Origin of the sequence: Roseovarius mucosus (assembly GCF_002080415.1) — a bacterium.
In the GTDB taxonomy this organism is placed as follows: Bacteria; Pseudomonadota; Alphaproteobacteria; order Rhodobacterales; family Rhodobacteraceae; genus Roseovarius; species Roseovarius mucosus_A.
The window spans coordinates 1,791,422-1,807,427 of the sequence record NZ_CP020474.1 but is presented as its reverse complement, the minus strand read 5'-3'; the positions used below and the strand labels follow the sequence as shown (position 1 = coordinate 1,807,427).

General features: G+C 60.7%; 20 protein-coding genes. 18 read left to right on the top strand and 2 right to left on the bottom strand.

Annotation, left to right across the window (positions count from 1 at the left end; all coding sequences use genetic code 11):
* The first annotated feature begins 134 nt into the window (after positions 1 to 134).
* Positions 135 to 638: a CoxG family protein gene (locus tag ROSMUCSMR3_RS08785; protein WP_008281401.1), complete on the top strand. Its 504-nt coding sequence runs from the start codon at positions 135 to 137 to the stop codon at positions 636 to 638.
* A 6-nt stretch (positions 639 to 644) separates the two neighbouring features.
* On the opposite strand, the gene ROSMUCSMR3_RS08780 is transcribed toward ROSMUCSMR3_RS08785, so the two are convergent.
* A complete protein-coding gene (locus ROSMUCSMR3_RS08780) occupies positions 645 to 1,361 on the bottom strand; it encodes an SGNH/GDSL hydrolase family protein (protein ID WP_008281402.1) in 717 nt (238 codons plus the stop codon).
* Positions 1,362 to 1,561: 200 nt separating this feature from the next.
* Here ROSMUCSMR3_RS08780 and ROSMUCSMR3_RS08775 point away from each other — a divergent pair, with 200 nt between their 5' ends.
* The 14 genes from ROSMUCSMR3_RS08775 to ROSMUCSMR3_RS08710 all read left to right on the top strand — a co-directional run bounded on the left by ROSMUCSMR3_RS08775 (position 1,562) and on the right by ROSMUCSMR3_RS08710 (position 12,827).
* Positions 1,562 to 2,491: an ABC transporter ATP-binding protein gene (locus tag ROSMUCSMR3_RS08775; RefSeq protein WP_081507077.1), complete on the top strand. Its 930-nt coding sequence runs from the start codon at positions 1,562 to 1,564 to the stop codon at positions 2,489 to 2,491.
* A complete protein-coding gene (locus ROSMUCSMR3_RS08770) occupies positions 2,488 to 3,249 on the top strand; it encodes an ABC transporter permease (protein WP_081507076.1) in 762 nt (253 codons plus the stop codon). Before ROSMUCSMR3_RS08775 ends, ROSMUCSMR3_RS08770 begins: the two co-directional genes overlap by 4 nt.
* A gap of 109 nt (positions 3,250 to 3,358) precedes the next feature.
* Positions 3,359 to 4,156: a S49 family peptidase gene (locus ROSMUCSMR3_RS08765; protein WP_198385596.1), complete on the top strand. Its 798-nt coding sequence runs from the start codon at positions 3,359 to 3,361 to the stop codon at positions 4,154 to 4,156.
* Positions 4,137 to 4,328: a hypothetical protein gene (locus tag ROSMUCSMR3_RS21665; protein ID WP_008281406.1), complete on the top strand. Its 192-nt coding sequence runs from the start codon at positions 4,137 to 4,139 to the stop codon at positions 4,326 to 4,328. The genes ROSMUCSMR3_RS08765 and ROSMUCSMR3_RS21665 overlap by 20 nt, the downstream gene beginning before the upstream one ends.
* The gene (locus tag ROSMUCSMR3_RS08755; protein WP_008281407.1) at positions 4,325 to 5,290 is read left to right on the top strand and encodes a calcium/sodium antiporter; all 966 of its coding nucleotides are present in this window, start codon (positions 4,325 to 4,327) and stop codon (positions 5,288 to 5,290) included. The genes ROSMUCSMR3_RS21665 and ROSMUCSMR3_RS08755 overlap by 4 nt, the downstream gene beginning before the upstream one ends.
* A 13-nt stretch (positions 5,291 to 5,303) precedes the next feature.
* Entirely contained in the window at positions 5,304 to 6,083 is a 780-nt protein-coding gene (locus ROSMUCSMR3_RS08750; protein WP_081507074.1) for an SDR family oxidoreductase, read from the top strand.
* Positions 6,084 to 6,379: 296 nt separating this feature from the next.
* The gene (gene uvrC, locus ROSMUCSMR3_RS08745; protein WP_081507073.1) at positions 6,380 to 8,248 is read left to right on the top strand and encodes an excinuclease ABC subunit UvrC; all 1,869 of its coding nucleotides are present in this window, start codon (positions 6,380 to 6,382) and stop codon (positions 8,246 to 8,248) included.
* Between the two features lie 75 nt (positions 8,249 to 8,323).
* Entirely contained in the window at positions 8,324 to 8,980 is a 657-nt protein-coding gene (locus ROSMUCSMR3_RS08740; RefSeq protein ID WP_081507072.1) for a TetR/AcrR family transcriptional regulator, read from the top strand.
* A complete protein-coding gene (locus ROSMUCSMR3_RS08735) occupies positions 8,977 to 10,281 on the top strand; it encodes a phenylacetate--CoA ligase family protein (protein WP_008281411.1) in 1,305 nt (434 codons plus the stop codon). The genes ROSMUCSMR3_RS08740 and ROSMUCSMR3_RS08735 overlap by 4 nt, the downstream gene beginning before the upstream one ends.
* The gene (locus ROSMUCSMR3_RS08730; protein WP_008281412.1) at positions 10,278 to 11,039 is read left to right on the top strand and encodes an enoyl-CoA hydratase/isomerase family protein; all 762 of its coding nucleotides are present in this window, start codon (positions 10,278 to 10,280) and stop codon (positions 11,037 to 11,039) included. The genes ROSMUCSMR3_RS08735 and ROSMUCSMR3_RS08730 overlap by 4 nt, the downstream gene beginning before the upstream one ends.
* A gap of 49 nt (positions 11,040 to 11,088) precedes the next feature.
* Complete coding sequence (gene pgsA / locus ROSMUCSMR3_RS08725) at positions 11,089 to 11,754, top strand: CDP-diacylglycerol--glycerol-3-phosphate 3-phosphatidyltransferase (protein ID WP_008281413.1); 666 nt, start codon at positions 11,089 to 11,091, stop codon at positions 11,752 to 11,754.
* On the top strand, positions 11,754 to 11,999 hold the full coding sequence (moaD, locus tag ROSMUCSMR3_RS08720) for a molybdopterin converting factor subunit 1 (RefSeq protein ID WP_081507071.1): 246 nt from the start codon (positions 11,754 to 11,756) through the stop codon (positions 11,997 to 11,999). Before pgsA ends, moaD begins: the two co-directional genes overlap by 1 nt.
* A 3-nt stretch (positions 12,000 to 12,002) precedes the next feature.
* Positions 12,003 to 12,446, top strand: coding sequence for a molybdenum cofactor biosynthesis protein MoaE (locus tag ROSMUCSMR3_RS08715; protein ID WP_081507070.1), 444 nt, complete (start codon positions 12,003 to 12,005; stop codon positions 12,444 to 12,446).
* Between the two features lie 84 nt (positions 12,447 to 12,530).
* Positions 12,531 to 12,827: an SCP2 sterol-binding domain-containing protein gene (locus ROSMUCSMR3_RS08710; RefSeq protein WP_008281416.1), complete on the top strand. Its 297-nt coding sequence runs from the start codon at positions 12,531 to 12,533 to the stop codon at positions 12,825 to 12,827.
* Between the two features lie 80 nt (positions 12,828 to 12,907).
* On the opposite strand, the gene ROSMUCSMR3_RS08705 is transcribed toward ROSMUCSMR3_RS08710, so the two are convergent.
* Complete coding sequence (locus tag ROSMUCSMR3_RS08705) at positions 12,908 to 13,411, bottom strand: hypothetical protein (RefSeq protein WP_008281417.1); 504 nt, start codon at positions 13,409 to 13,411, stop codon at positions 12,908 to 12,910.
* A gap of 214 nt (positions 13,412 to 13,625) precedes the next feature.
* On the opposite strand from ROSMUCSMR3_RS08705, the gene ROSMUCSMR3_RS08700 reads away from it, so the two are divergent.
* From ROSMUCSMR3_RS08700 to ROSMUCSMR3_RS08690, 3 genes are all read left to right on the top strand, one after another.
* On the top strand, positions 13,626 to 14,621 hold the full coding sequence (locus ROSMUCSMR3_RS08700) for an asparaginase (RefSeq protein WP_008281418.1): 996 nt from the start codon (positions 13,626 to 13,628) through the stop codon (positions 14,619 to 14,621).
* A 269-nt stretch (positions 14,622 to 14,890) separates the two neighbouring features.
* Positions 14,891 to 15,142, top strand: coding sequence for a hypothetical protein (locus ROSMUCSMR3_RS08695; RefSeq protein ID WP_008281419.1), 252 nt, complete (start codon positions 14,891 to 14,893; stop codon positions 15,140 to 15,142).
* A 153-nt stretch (positions 15,143 to 15,295) separates the two neighbouring features.
* Positions 15,296 to 16,006 (top strand): GNAT family N-acetyltransferase, encoded by a 711-nt coding sequence (locus tag ROSMUCSMR3_RS08690; RefSeq protein ID WP_157667283.1) that lies wholly within the window; start codon positions 15,296 to 15,298, stop codon positions 16,004 to 16,006.

Below are 16,006 nucleotides of genomic sequence, written 5' to 3'. Positions count from 1 at the left end.
TTGTTTGGGCGCAGGGTAAGGGCAGGCGCGCGCGAAGGCCAGATGCCACGCGCCGCTCCGACTTTCTGCTCTCTTGGCGCGGCATTGGGGCTGCGCTAGGGTAGGGGGGTGATGGAACGGGAGGGACCAAGCAGATGCAGATGAGTGACGCGCGCGACATCAAGGCGGATCGGGCGACGGTCTGGGCGGCCCTGCTGAGCCCAGAGGTGCTCAAGGAATGTGTGCCCGGCGCGCAGGAGGTGACGGGCACGCCCGAAGAGGGGTTCGAGGCGACCGTTGTGCAAAAGGTCGGGCCGGTGAAGGCGACGTTCAAGGGCATGGTCAAAGTGTCGAACATCGTGGAGTTGGAAAGTCTGACCCTGACCGGCGAGGGCAAAGGTGGGGCCGCAGGCTATGCCAAGGGCGGGGCCAATGTGCGGCTGGAAGACAGTGAAACCGGCACGCGGCTGAGCTATGATGTCGAGGCGAGCGTCGGCGGCAAGCTGGCGCAGCTGGGAAGCCGGTTGGTGGACGGTTTTGCCAAAAAGATGGCGGATCAGTTCTTTACCCGCCTCGAAGAAGTGCTGGAAGGTCCGTCAGAGGACGATCCGGAACCCGAGGCGGAAAAGAAAGGCTGGCTTAAACGGTTGATCAGCTAGGTTGCATCACTCTGTCAGAAGTCGATTGCGGGATACGGTGCCGGGGTCATTTCCGGCGATGACATCCGCAATGCGTTGGCCGATCATGCGGCTGGCCTTGAACGAGGGGTGAATAAGGTCGATCCCGTGATAGGATCGGTCGCCATGCGGCACCATGTCTGCAAGGGGCAGGAAATGCACACCCCGGTCAAGCCCCGCCAAGAGCGCCACGCGACGATCCATCTCGGCCCCTTCATCGGTGCAATGTTCCACAGGTGATGTGATGCCCGGCGTGCGCAGATAACCGACATAGATCACCTGCGCCCCGCTTTGACGGAGGCGCGAGACAAAGCCGGGGATCGCGCCGCGTCGCCCATCCCGGGAAATCAGGCGATCGAGCTTGCCCCCACAGCGCATGCAGCCGCAGCCAAGCCAGAGATCATTGCCGCCGCCATTCAGCACGGCCCAATCCCAATCGCCCTGCCGATATTGCTTGGTGATGTTCAGGCCAAGCGCGCCGGTGATCGGCAGGCGGTAAAGAAACCGTGCTCCGGCAACCGACATATCGGTGACGCGCACCCCCAATTCCCGCTCCACCGACGAGGAAACAGAACGCCCAGTCAGCTTGTGCATCGCCAAAAGCGAATCACCCATGACCAGAATGCGCGGTTCTGCCTGCGCTTGGCTGACCCCCGTCATCAGCGTACACGCCAGCAGAACAAGCCTGAATATATGCTTGATCATCCCGTTCCCCTTGCCGTCGTCAGGCCCGCCACCCCGTGTGGTCGGTACTCTAGCATCATGCAGGCAAACTATGAACAAACTCACAAAAACAGACTGTTCTTTGATCGGCGACACCGCGCATCGACGCACAGGGACCTATGCCGGGATGCGCGTTGCGTTCGGGTGTCGATGGATTAGGTTCCGCACAAAGGGGAATATCTATGACAGCTATCGTAACGGTCGAGGGTCTGAGCAAGACCTACAAGGGCGGCTTTGTCGCGCTCAACGCGGTGACACTCAGCATAGAAGAGGGCGAAATCCTTGCGCTGCTTGGTCCCAATGGGGCAGGCAAGACGACGCTGATTTCGACACTCTGCGGCATTACCACGCCGACGGGTGGGCGGGCTTCGGTCGGGGGGCATGACATTGTGACCGGCTATCGTGCCGCGCGGGCGATGATCGGCCTTGTGCCACAGGAAATTGCGTTGGAACCTTTCGAAAAGGTCATCAACACCGTGCGCTTTTCAAGGGGGCTATTCGGGCGGTCGCCGGATGAGGCGCTGATAGAGCGTATTTTGCGGCAACTCTCGCTTTGGGATAAGCGCAACAACCGGATTCGCGAGCTTTCGGGTGGGATGAAGCGCCGGGTTCTGATCGCCAAGGCGCTCTGTCACGAGCCGCGTGTTCTGTTTCTCGACGAGCCGACGGCGGGCGTCGATGTGGAGTTGCGCCGGGATATGTGGGAGGTGGTGCGCGGGTTGAAAGAAAGCGGCGTGACCATCATCCTGACCACGCATTATCTGGAAGAGGCCGAGGCCATGGCCGACCGGATCGCGGTCATCAACAAGGGAGAAATCCTGTTGATCGAGGACAAGGCCGCGCTGATGCGTCGGATGGGGCGCAAATCCTTGCGGATTGATCTGGTGTCGCCGCTTGAGCACGTGCCAGAGGCTCTCTCTGGCTATGATCTGGAACAGGCCCCGGACGGTCAGGCGTTGATCTATCATTATGACACACGCGGCGAGGGCACCGGCATCACCCGGCTTTTGCAGGCCTTGGCTGCCGAGGGGCTGTCGGTACGAGACATCGAAACACGCCAGAGCAGTCTCGAAGAGATTTTCGTGGGCCTTGTGCGGGAGGACGCAGCATGAACCTGCACGCTATTCGCGCCATTTACATCTACGAGATGAAGCGGTTTTTCCGCACCATCCTGGAGAGTCTGCTGTCGCCGGTCATTTCGACCACGCTCTATTTCGTGGTCTTTGGTGCCGCCATTGGTGGGCGGATCCAAGAGGTGGAGGGTGTGAGCTATGCCGCCTTTATCGTGCCCGGCCTGATCATGCTCAGCGTGATGACGCAGGCAATTTCCAACGCCTCTTTCGGGATCTATTTCCCGAAATTCATCGGCACGATCTTTGAATTGCTCTCGGCCCCGGTCAATTTCCTAGAAATCGTGCTGGGTTACGTTGGCGCGGCGGCGACCAAGGCGTTGATGATCGGCTCGGTGATCCTGATCACGGCCAGCCTGTTTGTTGATCTCGATATTCAGCATCCTTGGATCATGGTGCTGTTTTTGGTGATGATCTGTCTGTCCTTTGCCCTTTTTGGCTTCATCATCGGCATTTGGGCCGAGAATTTTCAGCAATTGCAATTGATCCCGCTGTTGGTGATCACGCCGCTCGTGTTTCTTGGGGGGGCGTTCTATTCCATCTCGATGTTGCCGCCGGCGTGGCAGGTGGTGACGCTGTTCAACCCGGTTGTTTACCTCATCTCAGGGTTTCGCTGGGCGTTTTTCGGGGTGGCGGATGTGGGGATCGGATACAGTCTTTTGGCGGTCGCTGTGTTCTTTGGCCTCTGCCTTGCGGCGGTTTGGATGATCTTCAAGACCGGATACCGCATCAAATCATGACCCTCTCGCGTGATCTTTTTCGCGCGAGAACAGGGGAAACGCCGGGGAAGGGCGATCAGATGCACGGGCTGCCTTGTTTGTCATGCCCTCGCACTCTACATCGGGCGGCATGAGACATATGATCCCCTTCCTGAACCGCAGGCCCACCGTCGCGGTCATCCGCCTTGCGGGGATGATCGGCGGGGGTCCGCGCGCGGCCCTGAGTGACGAAGCCATCGGGCCGGTGATCGAAAAAGCATTTGCGCGCGGCAAGCCGGTGGCGGTGGCGCTGGTCATAAATTCTCCCGGTGGATCGCCGGTGCAATCCTCGCTTATCGCGGCCCGTATCCGCCGGCTGGCGGAGGAAAAGAAAATCCCCGTGCATGCCTTTGTCGAGGATGTGGCGGCCTCGGGTGGCTATTGGCTGGCGGTTGCGGCGGATGACATCTGGGTCGATGCCTCTTCGGTGCTGGGCTCTATCGGGGTCATCTCGGCGGGCTTTGGCGCGAACGAGTTTCTGGCGCGGCAGGGGATTGAGCGACGCATTTACACGGCAGGCAAGTCCAAGAGCACGCTGGATCCGTTCATGCCCGAAAAGCCCGAGGATGTGACCCGCCTCAAGAGCATTCTGGAAGACATTCATGCCGCCTTTATCACCCATGTGAAATCCCGGCGCGGTGCGCGGTTGCGCGACGATCCGGATTTGTTCACGGGGGAATTCTGGCTGGGGTCGCGCAGCGTCGAATTGGGGCTGGCGGATGGCATCGCGCATCTGCTGCCGAAGCTCAAGGAGCTTTACGGCGACAAGGTGCAGCTTGCCCGCTATGGCCGCAAACGCGGGATATTTCCGCGATTTGGGGCGGCTATCGCCGAAGACGCGCTGAGCGCGGTCGAAGAACGGGCCAGCCTTGCCCGGTTCGGCCTCTGATTTGTTGGTCAAGGTCGTCATATTCTTTCTTGTGGCGATGGGGGTCCTCGCCATGTTTGGCCGTCTCCGGTTTCCGGGGCAAAAGCGGCTCAGTCAGGCCAAATGCCAGAAATGCGGGCGCTACCGCATCGGCAAGGGGCCCTGTTCCTGCGAAAAGGGTAAATTGAAATGATGCCATGGCTCTTGTCGGCGCTGGGGCTGGTGATCCTGCTTCTGGCTGGGGATGCCTTGGTCAAAGGGGCTGTGAACCTGAGTTTGCGTGTGGGGATCCCGGCGCTGATCGTCAGTCTCACGGTGGTGGCCTTTGGTACCTCTGCACCGGAACTGCTGATCTCGGTCAACGCGATTTTGGATGACAAGCCGGGGCTGGCACTGGGCAATGTGGTGGGCTCGAATACCGCCAACATCCTTTTGGTGTTGGGTATTCCGGCTATTCTCGCGGTACTGCATACCAGCAGCTGCAGGTGCTCCAAATCGTATCTCCAGATGCTCGCCGCTTCGGTCCTGTTCATTCTGCTGGCCTTTCGCGGCACGTTTGACTGGATCTCGGGTCTGATCCTGCTCGCGGCTTTGGCGCTTATGCTGGCGGATGCGTTTCGCGACACGATGGCGCATCGTCGCGAGGCGGCCATCACGGCCCTGTCCGAGGCGGATGGCATCGAGGATGTGGAAGGCGCAGACCCCAATATGCCGTGGTGGCAGATCATCACTTTCCTTGTGCTGGGCCTTGTGGGGCTGCCGCTCGGTGCGGATATCCTTGTGGACAATGCCTCAATTCTCGCGCAGCGCTACGGCGTCAGCGAGGCGGTGATCGGCCTTACGCTGGTTGCGGTCGGCACCTCATTGCCGGAACTCGCGACCACGGTGATGGCGGCATTGCGCAAACAGGCCGATGTGGCGCTGGGCAATGTCATCGGCTCCAATATGTTCAACCTGCTTGGCATCATTGGTGTTGCGGCGCTGGTTGGTGAAATTCCTGTTGATCCTCAATTCCTCAATTTCGATCTCTGGGTGATGCTGGGCACGTCGTTGCTGATCATTCCTTTCGTGTTCTTCAAGATCGACATCACGCGTGTGTGGGGCATCGCCTTGACCTCTGCTTATGTGGTCTATGTCTCGGTGATATTGATCTGAGGAGTAGCAGGGCATGACGCGGGCTTTGGTGACAGGCGCGGGCAAACGGCTGGGCCGGGCAATGGCGTTGGAGCTGGCGCGGCAAGGGCATGATGTGGCCGTTCATTACGCCACCTCGCGCGAGGCAGCAGAATCCGTGGCCGATGAAATTCGGGCGTTGGGGCGAGAGGCGGTGACGCTTGAGGCGGACCTGCTGGACGAGGCGCAGGTGATACCGCTGGTGGCGCGTGCTGCCCAAGCATTGGGCGGGCCGCTGACCACGCTTATCAACAACGCCTCGATCTTTGACTATGACAACATTCAGACCGCCACGCGCCTGAGCTGGGATCGCCACATGGAAAGCAATCTGCGCGCGCCTTTCGTGCTGACGCAGCAGATGGCGGCGCAGGTGCCCGCACCGACCATGGACGACTATGACGAGCCGGTGGCGCAGGGGCTCGTGATCAATATGATTGACCAGCGCGTGCACAAGTTGACGCCCGAGTTCATGACATACACGATTGCCAAGATGGGTCTCTGGGCGCTGACCCGGACTGCGGCACAGGCGCTGGCCCCACGGGTGCGCGTCAATGCCATCGGACCGGGGCCGACATTGCAAGGGCATCGCCAGAGCGACAGCCATTTCCAGAACCAGCGCCGGGCGACCATTTTGCAACGTGGCGCCAATCCGCAGGATATCACAGCGGCGCTTGTCTACTTCCTGAATGCACCGGGTGTGACGGGCCAATTGCTCTGTGTGGATGGGGGCCAGCACCTGGGTTGGCAGACCCCTGATGTTCTGGGTGTGGAGTAAAACGCGCGTCCGACGAAAAAAGTTTTGCACTGGCCGTGGGTTCGTCACGCAAGCGTTACAAAATCGTTAGTGTTTTCAATATTTTGCCAAGGGCATATATTTTTGTTGATAGATATCAATGCGTTGATAAACTGCCTAAAAATTAGGCATCTTAACGAACCCAGCCGAATCCAAGGAAAATTTCCACTTCCCGGAAACCTATCCGCAGAGTTATCCACAGAAACCGTGGACAGCTTCCCTCTTGCTCTCCGGGTCGGATCATTGCAGCACTCGGGGGGAATCATATCTGAGAGCCGATGACCGAAAACGCCCCCGAATCCCCACCCAAACCCGGCCATGATGTCATCCGGGACTATCTGCGCACGCTAGACGCGTCGCCGGGGGTCTACCGGATGCTCGATGCGCAGGCGCGGGTGCTTTATGTGGGCAAAGCGCGCAATCTGCGCGCGCGTGTGTCGAACTATGCCCGCCCCACCGGCCATACCGGGCGCATCGCGCGGATGATTTCAGAAACCGCGTCGATGATGTTTCTCACAACCGCGACCGAGACCGAGGCGCTGCTTTTGGAGCAGAACCTCATCAAACAGTTGAAGCCGCGCTACAACGTGCTGTTGCGCGACGACAAGAGCTTTCCCAACATCCTTGTCACCGGGCATGAGTTTCCGATGATCAAGAAACATCGCGGTGCCAAGCGTGAAAAGGGGGCTTATTACGGACCTTTCGCCAGTGCCGGTGCTGTCAACCGAACGCTGGCGCAGTTGCAGCGCGTGTTTCAGTTGCGCAATTGCACGGATGCCATGTTCGAGAGCCGGACGCGCCCCTGCTTGCAATATCAGATCAAGCGCTGCACCGCGCCCTGTGTGGGCAAGATTGATCGGGCAGAGTATGCAACGCAGGTCAGCGATGCAGAGCGTTATCTGTCGGGCCGCTCGACCGAGATTCAGGAAAAGCTGGCCGTGCAGATGGCCGAGGCCGCCGAGGCGATGGAATACGAGCGTGCTGCTGCCCTGCGGGATCGTATCAAGGCGATGACGCAGGTGCAGACCGCCCAAGGTATCAACCCCCGCACCGTGGACGAGGCCGATGTGATCGCGTTGCATCTGGAACAGGGCCAAGCCTGCGTGCAGGTGTTCTTTATTCGCGGCGGGCAGAACTGGGGCAATCAGGATTTCTATCCCCGTGTCGGTGTGGATGTTGAAGAGGCCGAGGCGCTCGAGGCCTTTATCGGTCAGTTCTATGACAGCAAGGAACCACCGCGCGCCTTGCTCTTGTCGCATCCGATCGAGAATGCCGATCTGATGCAGCAGGCGCTAAGCGACAAGCTGGGGCGCAAGGTGACGCTGAACGTGCCCCTGCGGGGGGAAAAGGCCGAGTTGGTCGACGCCGCGATGCGCAATGCCCGCGAAAGCCTTGCACGTAAAATGGCCGAGACAGCCACAACGGGCAAATTGCTGCGCGGCTTGGCCGAGGCGTTTGATCTGCCCGGCCCGCCGCAGCGGATCGAGGTTTATGACAACAGTCATATTCAGGGCACCGATGCCGTGGGCGCGATGATTGTCGCAGGCCCTGAGGGCATGATGAAAAACCACTATCGCAAGTTCAATATCCGGGGCGATGACATCACGCCGGGCGACGACTTCGGGATGATGAAAGAGGTGCTGACCCGCCGCTTCAAGCGGTTGTTGAAAGAAGACCCTGATCGCAGCCAAGGGCATTGGCCTGACCTGTTGTTGATCGACGGTGGGGCGGGGCAAGTCAGCGCCGTGGCCAGTATCATGCGTGAGATGGGGGTTGAGGATATTCCGATGATCGGGGTCGCCAAAGGCGTGGATAGGGATGCCGGCAAGGAAGAGTTTCACCGCGTGGGCAAACATCCCATGGCGCTGCGCCATAACGATCCGGTGCTCTATTTCGTGCAGCGTCTGCGCGACGAGGCGCATCGTTTTGCCATCGGCACGCATCGCGCGAAACGCGCCAAGGCGGTGGGGGCCACGCCACTGGATGAGGTGCCGGGCATTGGGGCCGCCCGCAAACGTGCGCTGCTCGCGCATTTCGGCAGTGCCAAGGCGGTGAGCCGCGCCAACCTCGCTGACCTGCGTGCGGTCGAAGGGGTCTCAGACGCGATGGCCCAGAAGCTCTACGATTTTTTCCACGAACGCGGCTGAACGCTGTGCATCAGTCAGCTTGACAAAGCATGCTCAAAAACTGAACATGAATTCAGTTTCATTTCTGAGTCGCTCATGCCCGCGCGCACCGATCACACCAGCTATCCCGCGTTTCTCGCTGTGCAGGTTGAGGGCGAGGCAAAGGGTATCCGCACTGCGCAGGCGCTGCGTATCGCAGCATGCTCTCTTTTGGAACGTGCGGCGCTTCAGGATCTGACCATCGGGGCCATCTGCAAAGAGGCGGGCGTCGCCAATGGCACCTTTTACCTCTACTTTCCCGATCAGGCGCATCTGCTCGACGATCTGCTGCAAGGCTTTGCCGCCTTTCTGCAAGCGGGCATGATCCGCGCCAGCCAGAGCAGCCCCGAGCGCAGCATGCGCCCCGCGACCGAGGCCTATGCCCGCCTATTCGAGGCCAATCGCGGGCTGATGAAATGCCTCATCCATCATCTTGATGCCTTTCCAGCGGCGCGTGCCGCGTTTCACCGGCTCAATCGGGAATGGATCGACACCGTTGTGGCCGCCACCCGCCGCAGGCTCGCCCGCGAGGGGCGGGGTACACTGAGCGAGGCCGAGTTGACCCGCCGGGCCTATGCCTTGGGTGGCATGACGGATCAGTATTTTTCCAGCCTCTATCTCTCGGGTGAGGCGGGGCTGGTCGATGTGTCTGCCGACCGGGCGGCGGTGATTGCCACGCTCACAACCATCTGGGAACGAGGATTGCAGCCATGAGCCTGCTTGACCAAGCCGAATTTGCCAGCCCTGACCGGCTGCGCGCGCATCAGGCCGCCGCTTGGGCGGTTCAAAGCGCCTATGTCGCGGCACAGTCGGAGTTTTACCGTGACCTATGGCAGGGGCGCACACCCCCTGCTGACCTGCGCGATCTGGCTGAATTGCCGCTGTCGGACAAGGCGCAATTGCGGATTTCGCAGGCGGAACATCAGCCGTTCGGCACCTATATGGCCGCCTCCCGGCGCGAGGCGGTGCGGTTGCACCGTACCTCTGGCACCACTGGGCAGGCGATGAATTTGGCCCTCTCAGCCCGCGATTGCGCGGTGACAGAGGCGGTGGGCGGGCGCTGTCAATCCGCCTCTGGCCTGACGCCCGACGATACCGTGGTGCATTGCCTGAACTATCAGATGTGGATGGGCGGGCTGACCGATCACATGACCTTGCAGGCGACGGGCGCGATGGTGGTGCCCTTTGGCGTTGGGTCCACAGAATTATTGGTACGCACCATTCAGGAGGTGGGGATCACCGCGATTTCCTGCACACCCTCTTATCCATCAGTGCTGGAACGGGTGATTGCAGACAAGTTTCCGGGATTGAAACCGCGCGATCTGGGCCTGCGTTTGGGGCTCTTTGGCGGCGAGGCGGGGCTGGATGATCCGGCGTTTCGCGCACGCCTGCGGGATGTCTGGGGCATGGAGCCGCGCAATGCCAATTACGGCGTCTCGGATGTGTTCTGCAATTTCGCAGCGCAATGCGAACACGACACGCGCCTGCATTACATGGCGGCCGATGTGCTCTATCCCGAGCTGATAGACCCTGAGACGGGCGCATCGCTGCCGCTTGAGGCGGGGCAGACCGGGGAATTGGTGCTGACCCATCTGGCGCGCGATTGTCAGCCGCTCGTGCGGTTTCGCAGCGGCGACATCATCACCGTGGATGCAACCGATCCCTGCACCTGCGGGCGCAGCGGATTCCGCTTTCGCGTGGTGGGGCGGTCAGATGATATGGTGGTGGTGCGCGGCCTCAATCTCTTTCCGACGATGGTTGCGGCAGTCATCAACGAGTTTGCGGCGCTCTCTGGCGACTACCGGATCATTCTCGATAGCCCACCGCCTTATGATGCCCTGCCGGTCACGGTGGAACGGGCCAAGGGGCAGCCTGTGACAGATGGGCTGGCCGAAGAGGTCGCCACCGCGATCAAGACCAAGCTGGGCGCCACGGCGCGGGTGACAGTGGTGCCGCATGGCACCTTTCCCCTGACCGAGGGCAAGACAAAGCGTGTGCTGAGAGGCAACCAATGACCGATGTGACCTATGAAACCGTCTTGAGCGAGATCGTGGACGAGGGCGTGCGCTGTATCACGCTGAACCGGCCCGGCAGTCTGAATGCCATGAACCGCGCCCTGATCGACGATGTGGCGCGGGCGTTCGAGCGGGCGAATGCAGATGCACAAACCCGCGCGATCATTTTTACTGGGGCGGGTAAGGCGTTTTGCGCAGGCGACGACCGGCGCGAGCATGTGCATCCCACCTCCGAGGAAGAGGCGCGTGATCTGGTGAAGGCGATCCAGCGTGCGACCGATGCCATCGTTCTGGGACACAAACCCGTGGTGGGCGCAATCAATGGATGGGCGGTGGGCGGCGGCTTTGAGTGGGCGATCAATTGCGACTTCCCGATTTGGGCCACATCGGCGCGGGGGTTCTTTCCAGAGGTGTCACTGAACCTCTTTGTCACCGGCGGGGTCAGTAGCCTGTTGCCTGCGCTTGTGGGGCTCAACAAAGCGCGCGAGATGCTGTTTTTTGGCGACCGTTACGGGGCGGCGGACCTGCACGCGATGGGGCTGGCGTGGAAATGCGTGCCCGACGCAGAACTGATGGACGAAGCCAAGGCAACTGCCCGCCGGTTGGCCGATCTGCCCCCCTTGGCTGTGCGTGCGATGAAGCGGGTTCTGAACGCCACTGCGATGACTGACCTGCGCCGCGCCATGGACCACGAGACCGAGGCCACGATTGCTGGGTTCATGGATCCGGAAACCACTCGGAGGCTGCGTGATTTCTAGCAATCAAGGGCGCTTTCCCTCGCGCCTGTGACAGGATAGAACAGAGGCCATGACGTGGACCTTGCCCAATATCCTGACCACGCTCCGCCTGCTGGCAGCCCCGGCAGTAGCGGTCATGTTCTTATATTTTACAAGACCTTATGCCGATTGGTTCGCGCTGATTCTGTTCGTCAGCGCTGCGATCACCGATTGGTTCGATGGGTATCTGGCGCGCAGCTGGAAACAAGTGACCAAGCTGGGCACGATGCTGGACCCGATTGCCGACAAGGCGATGGTGGTCATCGCCCTGATGGTGATCGTCGGCTATTCAAGCATGTCGCCCTGGTTGGTGCTGCCCGCCACGGTCATTCTGTTTCGAGAGGTGTTTGTCTCGGGCTTGCGCGAATTTCTGGGCGACACCGCAGGCACGCTCAAGGTCACGCAATTGGCCAAGTGGAAAACCACCGCGCAGATGGTGGCGATTGCCGTGCTGTTTGCCCAAGGTGTGTTCGAGCACTATTTTGGTATGTCGGTGTTCGGCATGGATGATCATCTGGTTTTGTCCATACTTGAGGGGCGCGAGGATGATTTGCACGGGTTGACGTGGAAATACACCGGCATGGTTTGGGCCGGCCACGTGGGCATTTGGCTTTTGTGGCTGGCGGCGGCGTTAACCCTGCTGACGGGGTTCGACTATTTCAACAAGTCGATCCCCTATCTGAAGGATGAGAGATGATGGATGTGCTCTATTTCGCTTGGGTGCGGGAACGGATCGGCCTTCCAAAGGAGCGGATTGATACCACACCCGCCACGGTCATGGACTTGGTGAACCAACTGCGCGCGCGCGAAGAGCGGTATGAGGCTGCGTTTGCTGATCTGAACGCGCTGCGCGTGGCGGTGGATCAAGAGTTGAGCGATTTCAATGCGCCGCTGGCCGGTGCCCGAGAGGTGGCGTTCTTTCCGCCGATGACCGGGGGTTGAGCCATGGATATCCGGGTACAAGAGGCCGCGTTTGACCTTGGTGCCGAGGCAAATGCCTTTGTTGCGCGACAGTCCGGGATGGGCGCGGTTGTGACCTTTACCGGGATTGTGCGTGATCTCGATGGTGCGTCCCTTCGGGCGATGCAGATTGAACATTATCCCGGCATGACGCAAAAGGCGCTGGAAAAGATCGCGGAAGAGGCGCGCGAACGCTGGAGCCTTGGGGATGTTCTGGTCATCCACCGCTATGGCACCCTGCAGGCGGATGCGGTGATCATGATGGTCGCCACCGCCGCCCGGCACCGCGCCGATGCCTTTCACGCGGCGGAATTCCTGATGGATTTTCTAAAGTCGCGGGCGCCCTTCTGGAAGAAGGAAGTGACCGACGCGGGTGCCGATTGGGTTGACGCCAAAGATGCGGATGAGGATGCGCTGACGCGCTGGTAAATCATGTGACGCGCGGTTTTGCTTGCGCCCGGACGTGTTCCGGGGTGATCTATCGCGAACCCAATTCCCGACAGAGACCATCCCATGAGTGCCATCATCGACGACTATATCACGACGCTCACGCCCCGCGCCAAGGGCCATATCAGAGGCCTCGCCAAGCTTGTGATTACAGGCCACGGCAGCGTCATGCTCAGCGAGGCAGGCGCGCGCGCCGGGGATGAAGCGGCGGATGTGGTTCTAAGCGCCAGCGACGAGGTGTTTCGCAACATCCTGTCTGGCGCACAAAACCCGGTCATGGCTTATATGTCAGGCAAGCTGAAGGTTGAGGGCAATGTGCAACGCGCACTCAAAGTCAGTGCGATCCTGACGGCTCAGGGATAGCGCGACGCTGTCACGAAAAGCGGCGGTGCCGATCTGGCCCGCCGCATTGAATTCATAGCGCCACAGGCACACGCACGCGGTTACTTGCAGCGTTTTTCGGCCTCTTCCACTGCCGCAGTATATCCCAGCAGAGAGAACGTATCCTTGGTCACTGTGCCACGCCCTGAGCGGGCGGTCAGAACCGCATCCGCGCCGCGTTTCATCGCTGCTAGAACTTGGGCGTCATCCTCGGTGCTTGCGGGCCAAGCCCATTCGCCTTCGGTGAACAGCTCGAATTGCGTGCCGCCGATATTGAGGTTTACGGTCGAGCCCCCGGCAAACGGATAGCCACCGGTAAAGGTAATCTGGCCCTGCACGCCTGCACCCGGGCGGAAGAACGTCATCAACAGCACATCGCCGCGCCGCACCGCCACCACGCGCCCATCCTTGGTGTTGACAGATTCCGTGGGCGCAGAGACCGCCCAGCATTCGCGCGGATCACTGTCCTCGAACACGCTCCACGCCGTGCTGGTGGCCACCTGATTGGTGCTCGTGCTTTGCGCCTGTGCTGCGGGTGTGATCAGCATCGCCACCGCGATGGCCATACCGCCTGCAAATCTTGATATCATATGTCCAGCCTCCAAGCTGTCCTAAGCCTCAAATCCTTCGGTCGCCAGCTACCCTTTACGGGAATATTTTTATATGCGACCAGTTCTGTCTCGACATTGCAATATTAGCCTGAAACACGCGAGAAGTGAAAGACGCAATTGGCGGATTTCCGCATATCTCGCCTGTCCCCCGATCTGCCGGAGTATACCGATGACCAATGCTGTCCCGTTCACCGAAATCTGGCGCGGCCCCTCGCCTGAGAGCGTGCACCTTGGGCATGCGGTGATTTGCGACGCTGGGGGCGCGATTGTCGAGGCTTGGGGCAACCCTTCCGAGACGATCCTACCGCGCTCGTCGTGCAAGATGCTCCAAGCTTTACCGCTGATCACCAGCGGGGCGGCGGATGCGCATGGGCTGACCTCGGAGCAACTGGCGCTCTCTTGCGCCTCTCATAATGGCGCGGCGATCCATACCGAGCGTGTCAATCGCTGGCTATCTGATCTGGGCCTGAGTGATGATGACCTGCGCTGCGGTGCCCATGACCCGCAGGACAAGGCGGCGCATAAATCCTTGTTGTGTTCCGGCACCTCGCCCTGTCAGGTGCATAATAACTGTTCCGGAAAACATGCGGGCTTTCTCACGCTCAACCGGCATCTGGGCGGCTCTGCCGACTACATTGATCCCAGTCACCCGGTGCAAAGGGCCGTGCTCGAGGCGTTCGAAGAGGCCACGGGGGAAACGTCGCCCTATTTCGGCATTGATGGGTGTTCCGCCCCCAATCACGCCAGTTCGCTGCATGGCATGGCCCGCGCGATGGCGTGGTTTGCGGGCGCGTCAGACAGCGGCGATGTGGCCGAGCGCGCCGCCGTTCGGCTTTGGCAGGCCATGGTTGCGCATCCTGAACTGGTGGCGGGTGAGGGGCGGGCCTGCACCGAACTCATGCGCGCCTGTTCCGAGCCTGTGGCGCTCAAGACAGGGGCGGAGGCGTTTTTCATTGCGATTCTGCCCCGGCGCAAGCTTGGTGTCGCGCTCAAGATCGTTGATGGGGGTACGCGCGGTGCGGAATGCGCGATTGCCTCAATCCTCGTGCGTCTCGGTGTGCTCGACCCAGAGCATCCTGCGGCGCGCAAATATCGCAACGCTCCCATCGTCAATTGGCGCGGCATCGAAACGGGCATGATCCGCCCGGCGGCAGCCCTCGCCTGACGCGACTCGGGCGTATCGGCGGCGCTCCTCTCATGCCTGAACCCGGCCCATATCGGCGCCGGGCTGCTCAATTCACCCCTGGCGATGCGCGGCCTCTCGCCCGCTGGCTGACACCGGCGTAGGTCCGCGTATCGCACCCCCGGCATCTGGCCGGTTTCCGCGCTTTTTGGCGCGAAATCAGCGCCCCCCGCGACAGGTGGATCAAGCCTGCGCATGCTCTGTCCATGGGAGCGCCTCTGCGCCCCTTAACCAGAGAAAGGACGACCCAAATGACCAAGGAATTCGGTGCCGCGACATTTGCACTCGCGCTGAGCCTGCCTGTGATGGCATTCGCGGGCGAGTTTTCCGCGATGGATGCGGATGGCGATGGCTATGTGACCATGTCCGAGTTTCAGCAAGTGATACCCGACGCCACCGCCGAGACCTTTACCACGGCAGATGCCAATTCCGATGGTGCACTGAGCGCCGAGGAAGTGGCCGCTGCCGTCGAAGCCGGTGTGCTGCCCGCATCGGACGGCTGATCCGGGTCTTAGACCTGTGCCATCACCAGCGACGGGGCGGAGGAGGATCTCCGCCCCGATCCGTGATCCGTCGGCCCTTCTCTTGAACAACGCCTGCTCACCCCCATATCGGGCCAAACGACCATTTTTCGCCGCAGGCTTGGGGGGCGCGACGTGACTGATCGGACCAGAAAACCATTCCTGACGGGGCAGGCCCCTGCACCGTCGATGCAAAGCCGATGGGACGGCGTTCTGACACCCGAGCAAAAAGCGTGGTGTGATGCGCGCGACATCGCCCTTGCCTATGATCCGCTGCAAATTGGCTGGGTTATCGCCGACATAGACAGCACGTGCTTGCGGTCTACGCCTGCCACTCCCTTGTCATGGAAGGTCAAAACGCCGGGCCTTTTGAATTTCCGGCGCTGGCAGCCCTCGGATGTGCCGGCCTATATGCGGCTTTTGTCCGACCCCGAAGTCTGGCAGCACATGTATGAGGCATGGCCCGGCACCCTGACACAGGCGCTGGCACGCGACCTGATCGACATCTCAGGTCTGAGCGATCATCACGATGTTCTGGCCGTCACACTTGATGCGCAGCCCATCGGGCAGATGCGGCTTGCCTTTGGCGCGGATGCCAGCAGCAGCGATACCGCCGAAATCAGCTATTGGCTGGGCCGTGACTATTGGGGCCGCGGTCTTGGGCGGGATCTGGTGCACCGCGCCACACGGCGTGCATTTGCGGATCATGCCTGGCTTTATCGTCTGGTTGCCTTTGTTCATCCCGACAATGTGGCATCGGCAAAATGTCTGCGCGCGGCGGGCTATCACGACCGGGGCCACCGCGATGACGGGTGGCAGTGTTTCGTGATCTATCGCGACACCTGA

Bases quoted from the DNA above. Each gene is read 5' to 3' on its own strand.
- ROSMUCSMR3_RS08785 (WP_008281401.1), top strand. From the start codon at position 135: ATGCAGATGAGTGACGCGCGCGACATCAAGGCGGATCGGGCGACGGTC.
- ROSMUCSMR3_RS08780 (WP_008281402.1), bottom strand. From the start codon at position 1,361: ATGATCAAGCATATATTCAGGCTTGTTCTGCTGGCGTGTACGCTGATG.
- ROSMUCSMR3_RS08775 (WP_081507077.1), top strand. From the start codon at position 1,562: ATGACAGCTATCGTAACGGTCGAGGGTCTGAGCAAGACCTACAAGGGC.
- ROSMUCSMR3_RS08770 (WP_081507076.1), top strand. From the start codon at position 2,488: ATGAACCTGCACGCTATTCGCGCCATTTACATCTACGAGATGAAGCGG.
- ROSMUCSMR3_RS08765 (WP_198385596.1), top strand. From the start codon at position 3,359: ATGAGACATATGATCCCCTTCCTGAACCGCAGGCCCACCGTCGCGGTC.
- ROSMUCSMR3_RS08755 (WP_008281407.1), top strand. From the start codon at position 4,325: ATGATGCCATGGCTCTTGTCGGCGCTGGGGCTGGTGATCCTGCTTCTG.
- ROSMUCSMR3_RS08750 (WP_081507074.1), top strand. From the start codon at position 5,304: ATGACGCGGGCTTTGGTGACAGGCGCGGGCAAACGGCTGGGCCGGGCA.
- uvrC (WP_081507073.1), top strand. From the start codon at position 6,380: ATGACCGAAAACGCCCCCGAATCCCCACCCAAACCCGGCCATGATGTC.
- ROSMUCSMR3_RS08740 (WP_081507072.1), top strand. From the start codon at position 8,324: ATGCCCGCGCGCACCGATCACACCAGCTATCCCGCGTTTCTCGCTGTG.
- ROSMUCSMR3_RS08735 (WP_008281411.1), top strand. From the start codon at position 8,977: ATGAGCCTGCTTGACCAAGCCGAATTTGCCAGCCCTGACCGGCTGCGC.
- ROSMUCSMR3_RS08730 (WP_008281412.1), top strand. From the start codon at position 10,278: ATGACCGATGTGACCTATGAAACCGTCTTGAGCGAGATCGTGGACGAG.
- pgsA (WP_008281413.1), top strand. From the start codon at position 11,089: ATGACGTGGACCTTGCCCAATATCCTGACCACGCTCCGCCTGCTGGCA.
- moaD (WP_081507071.1), top strand. From the start codon at position 11,754: ATGGATGTGCTCTATTTCGCTTGGGTGCGGGAACGGATCGGCCTTCCA.
- ROSMUCSMR3_RS08715 (WP_081507070.1), top strand. From the start codon at position 12,003: ATGGATATCCGGGTACAAGAGGCCGCGTTTGACCTTGGTGCCGAGGCA.
- ROSMUCSMR3_RS08710 (WP_008281416.1), top strand. From the start codon at position 12,531: ATGAGTGCCATCATCGACGACTATATCACGACGCTCACGCCCCGCGCC.
- ROSMUCSMR3_RS08705 (WP_008281417.1), bottom strand. From the start codon at position 13,411: ATGGCCATCGCGGTGGCGATGCTGATCACACCCGCAGCACAGGCGCAA.
- ROSMUCSMR3_RS08700 (WP_008281418.1), top strand. From the start codon at position 13,626: ATGACCAATGCTGTCCCGTTCACCGAAATCTGGCGCGGCCCCTCGCCT.
- ROSMUCSMR3_RS08695 (WP_008281419.1), top strand. From the start codon at position 14,891: ATGACCAAGGAATTCGGTGCCGCGACATTTGCACTCGCGCTGAGCCTG.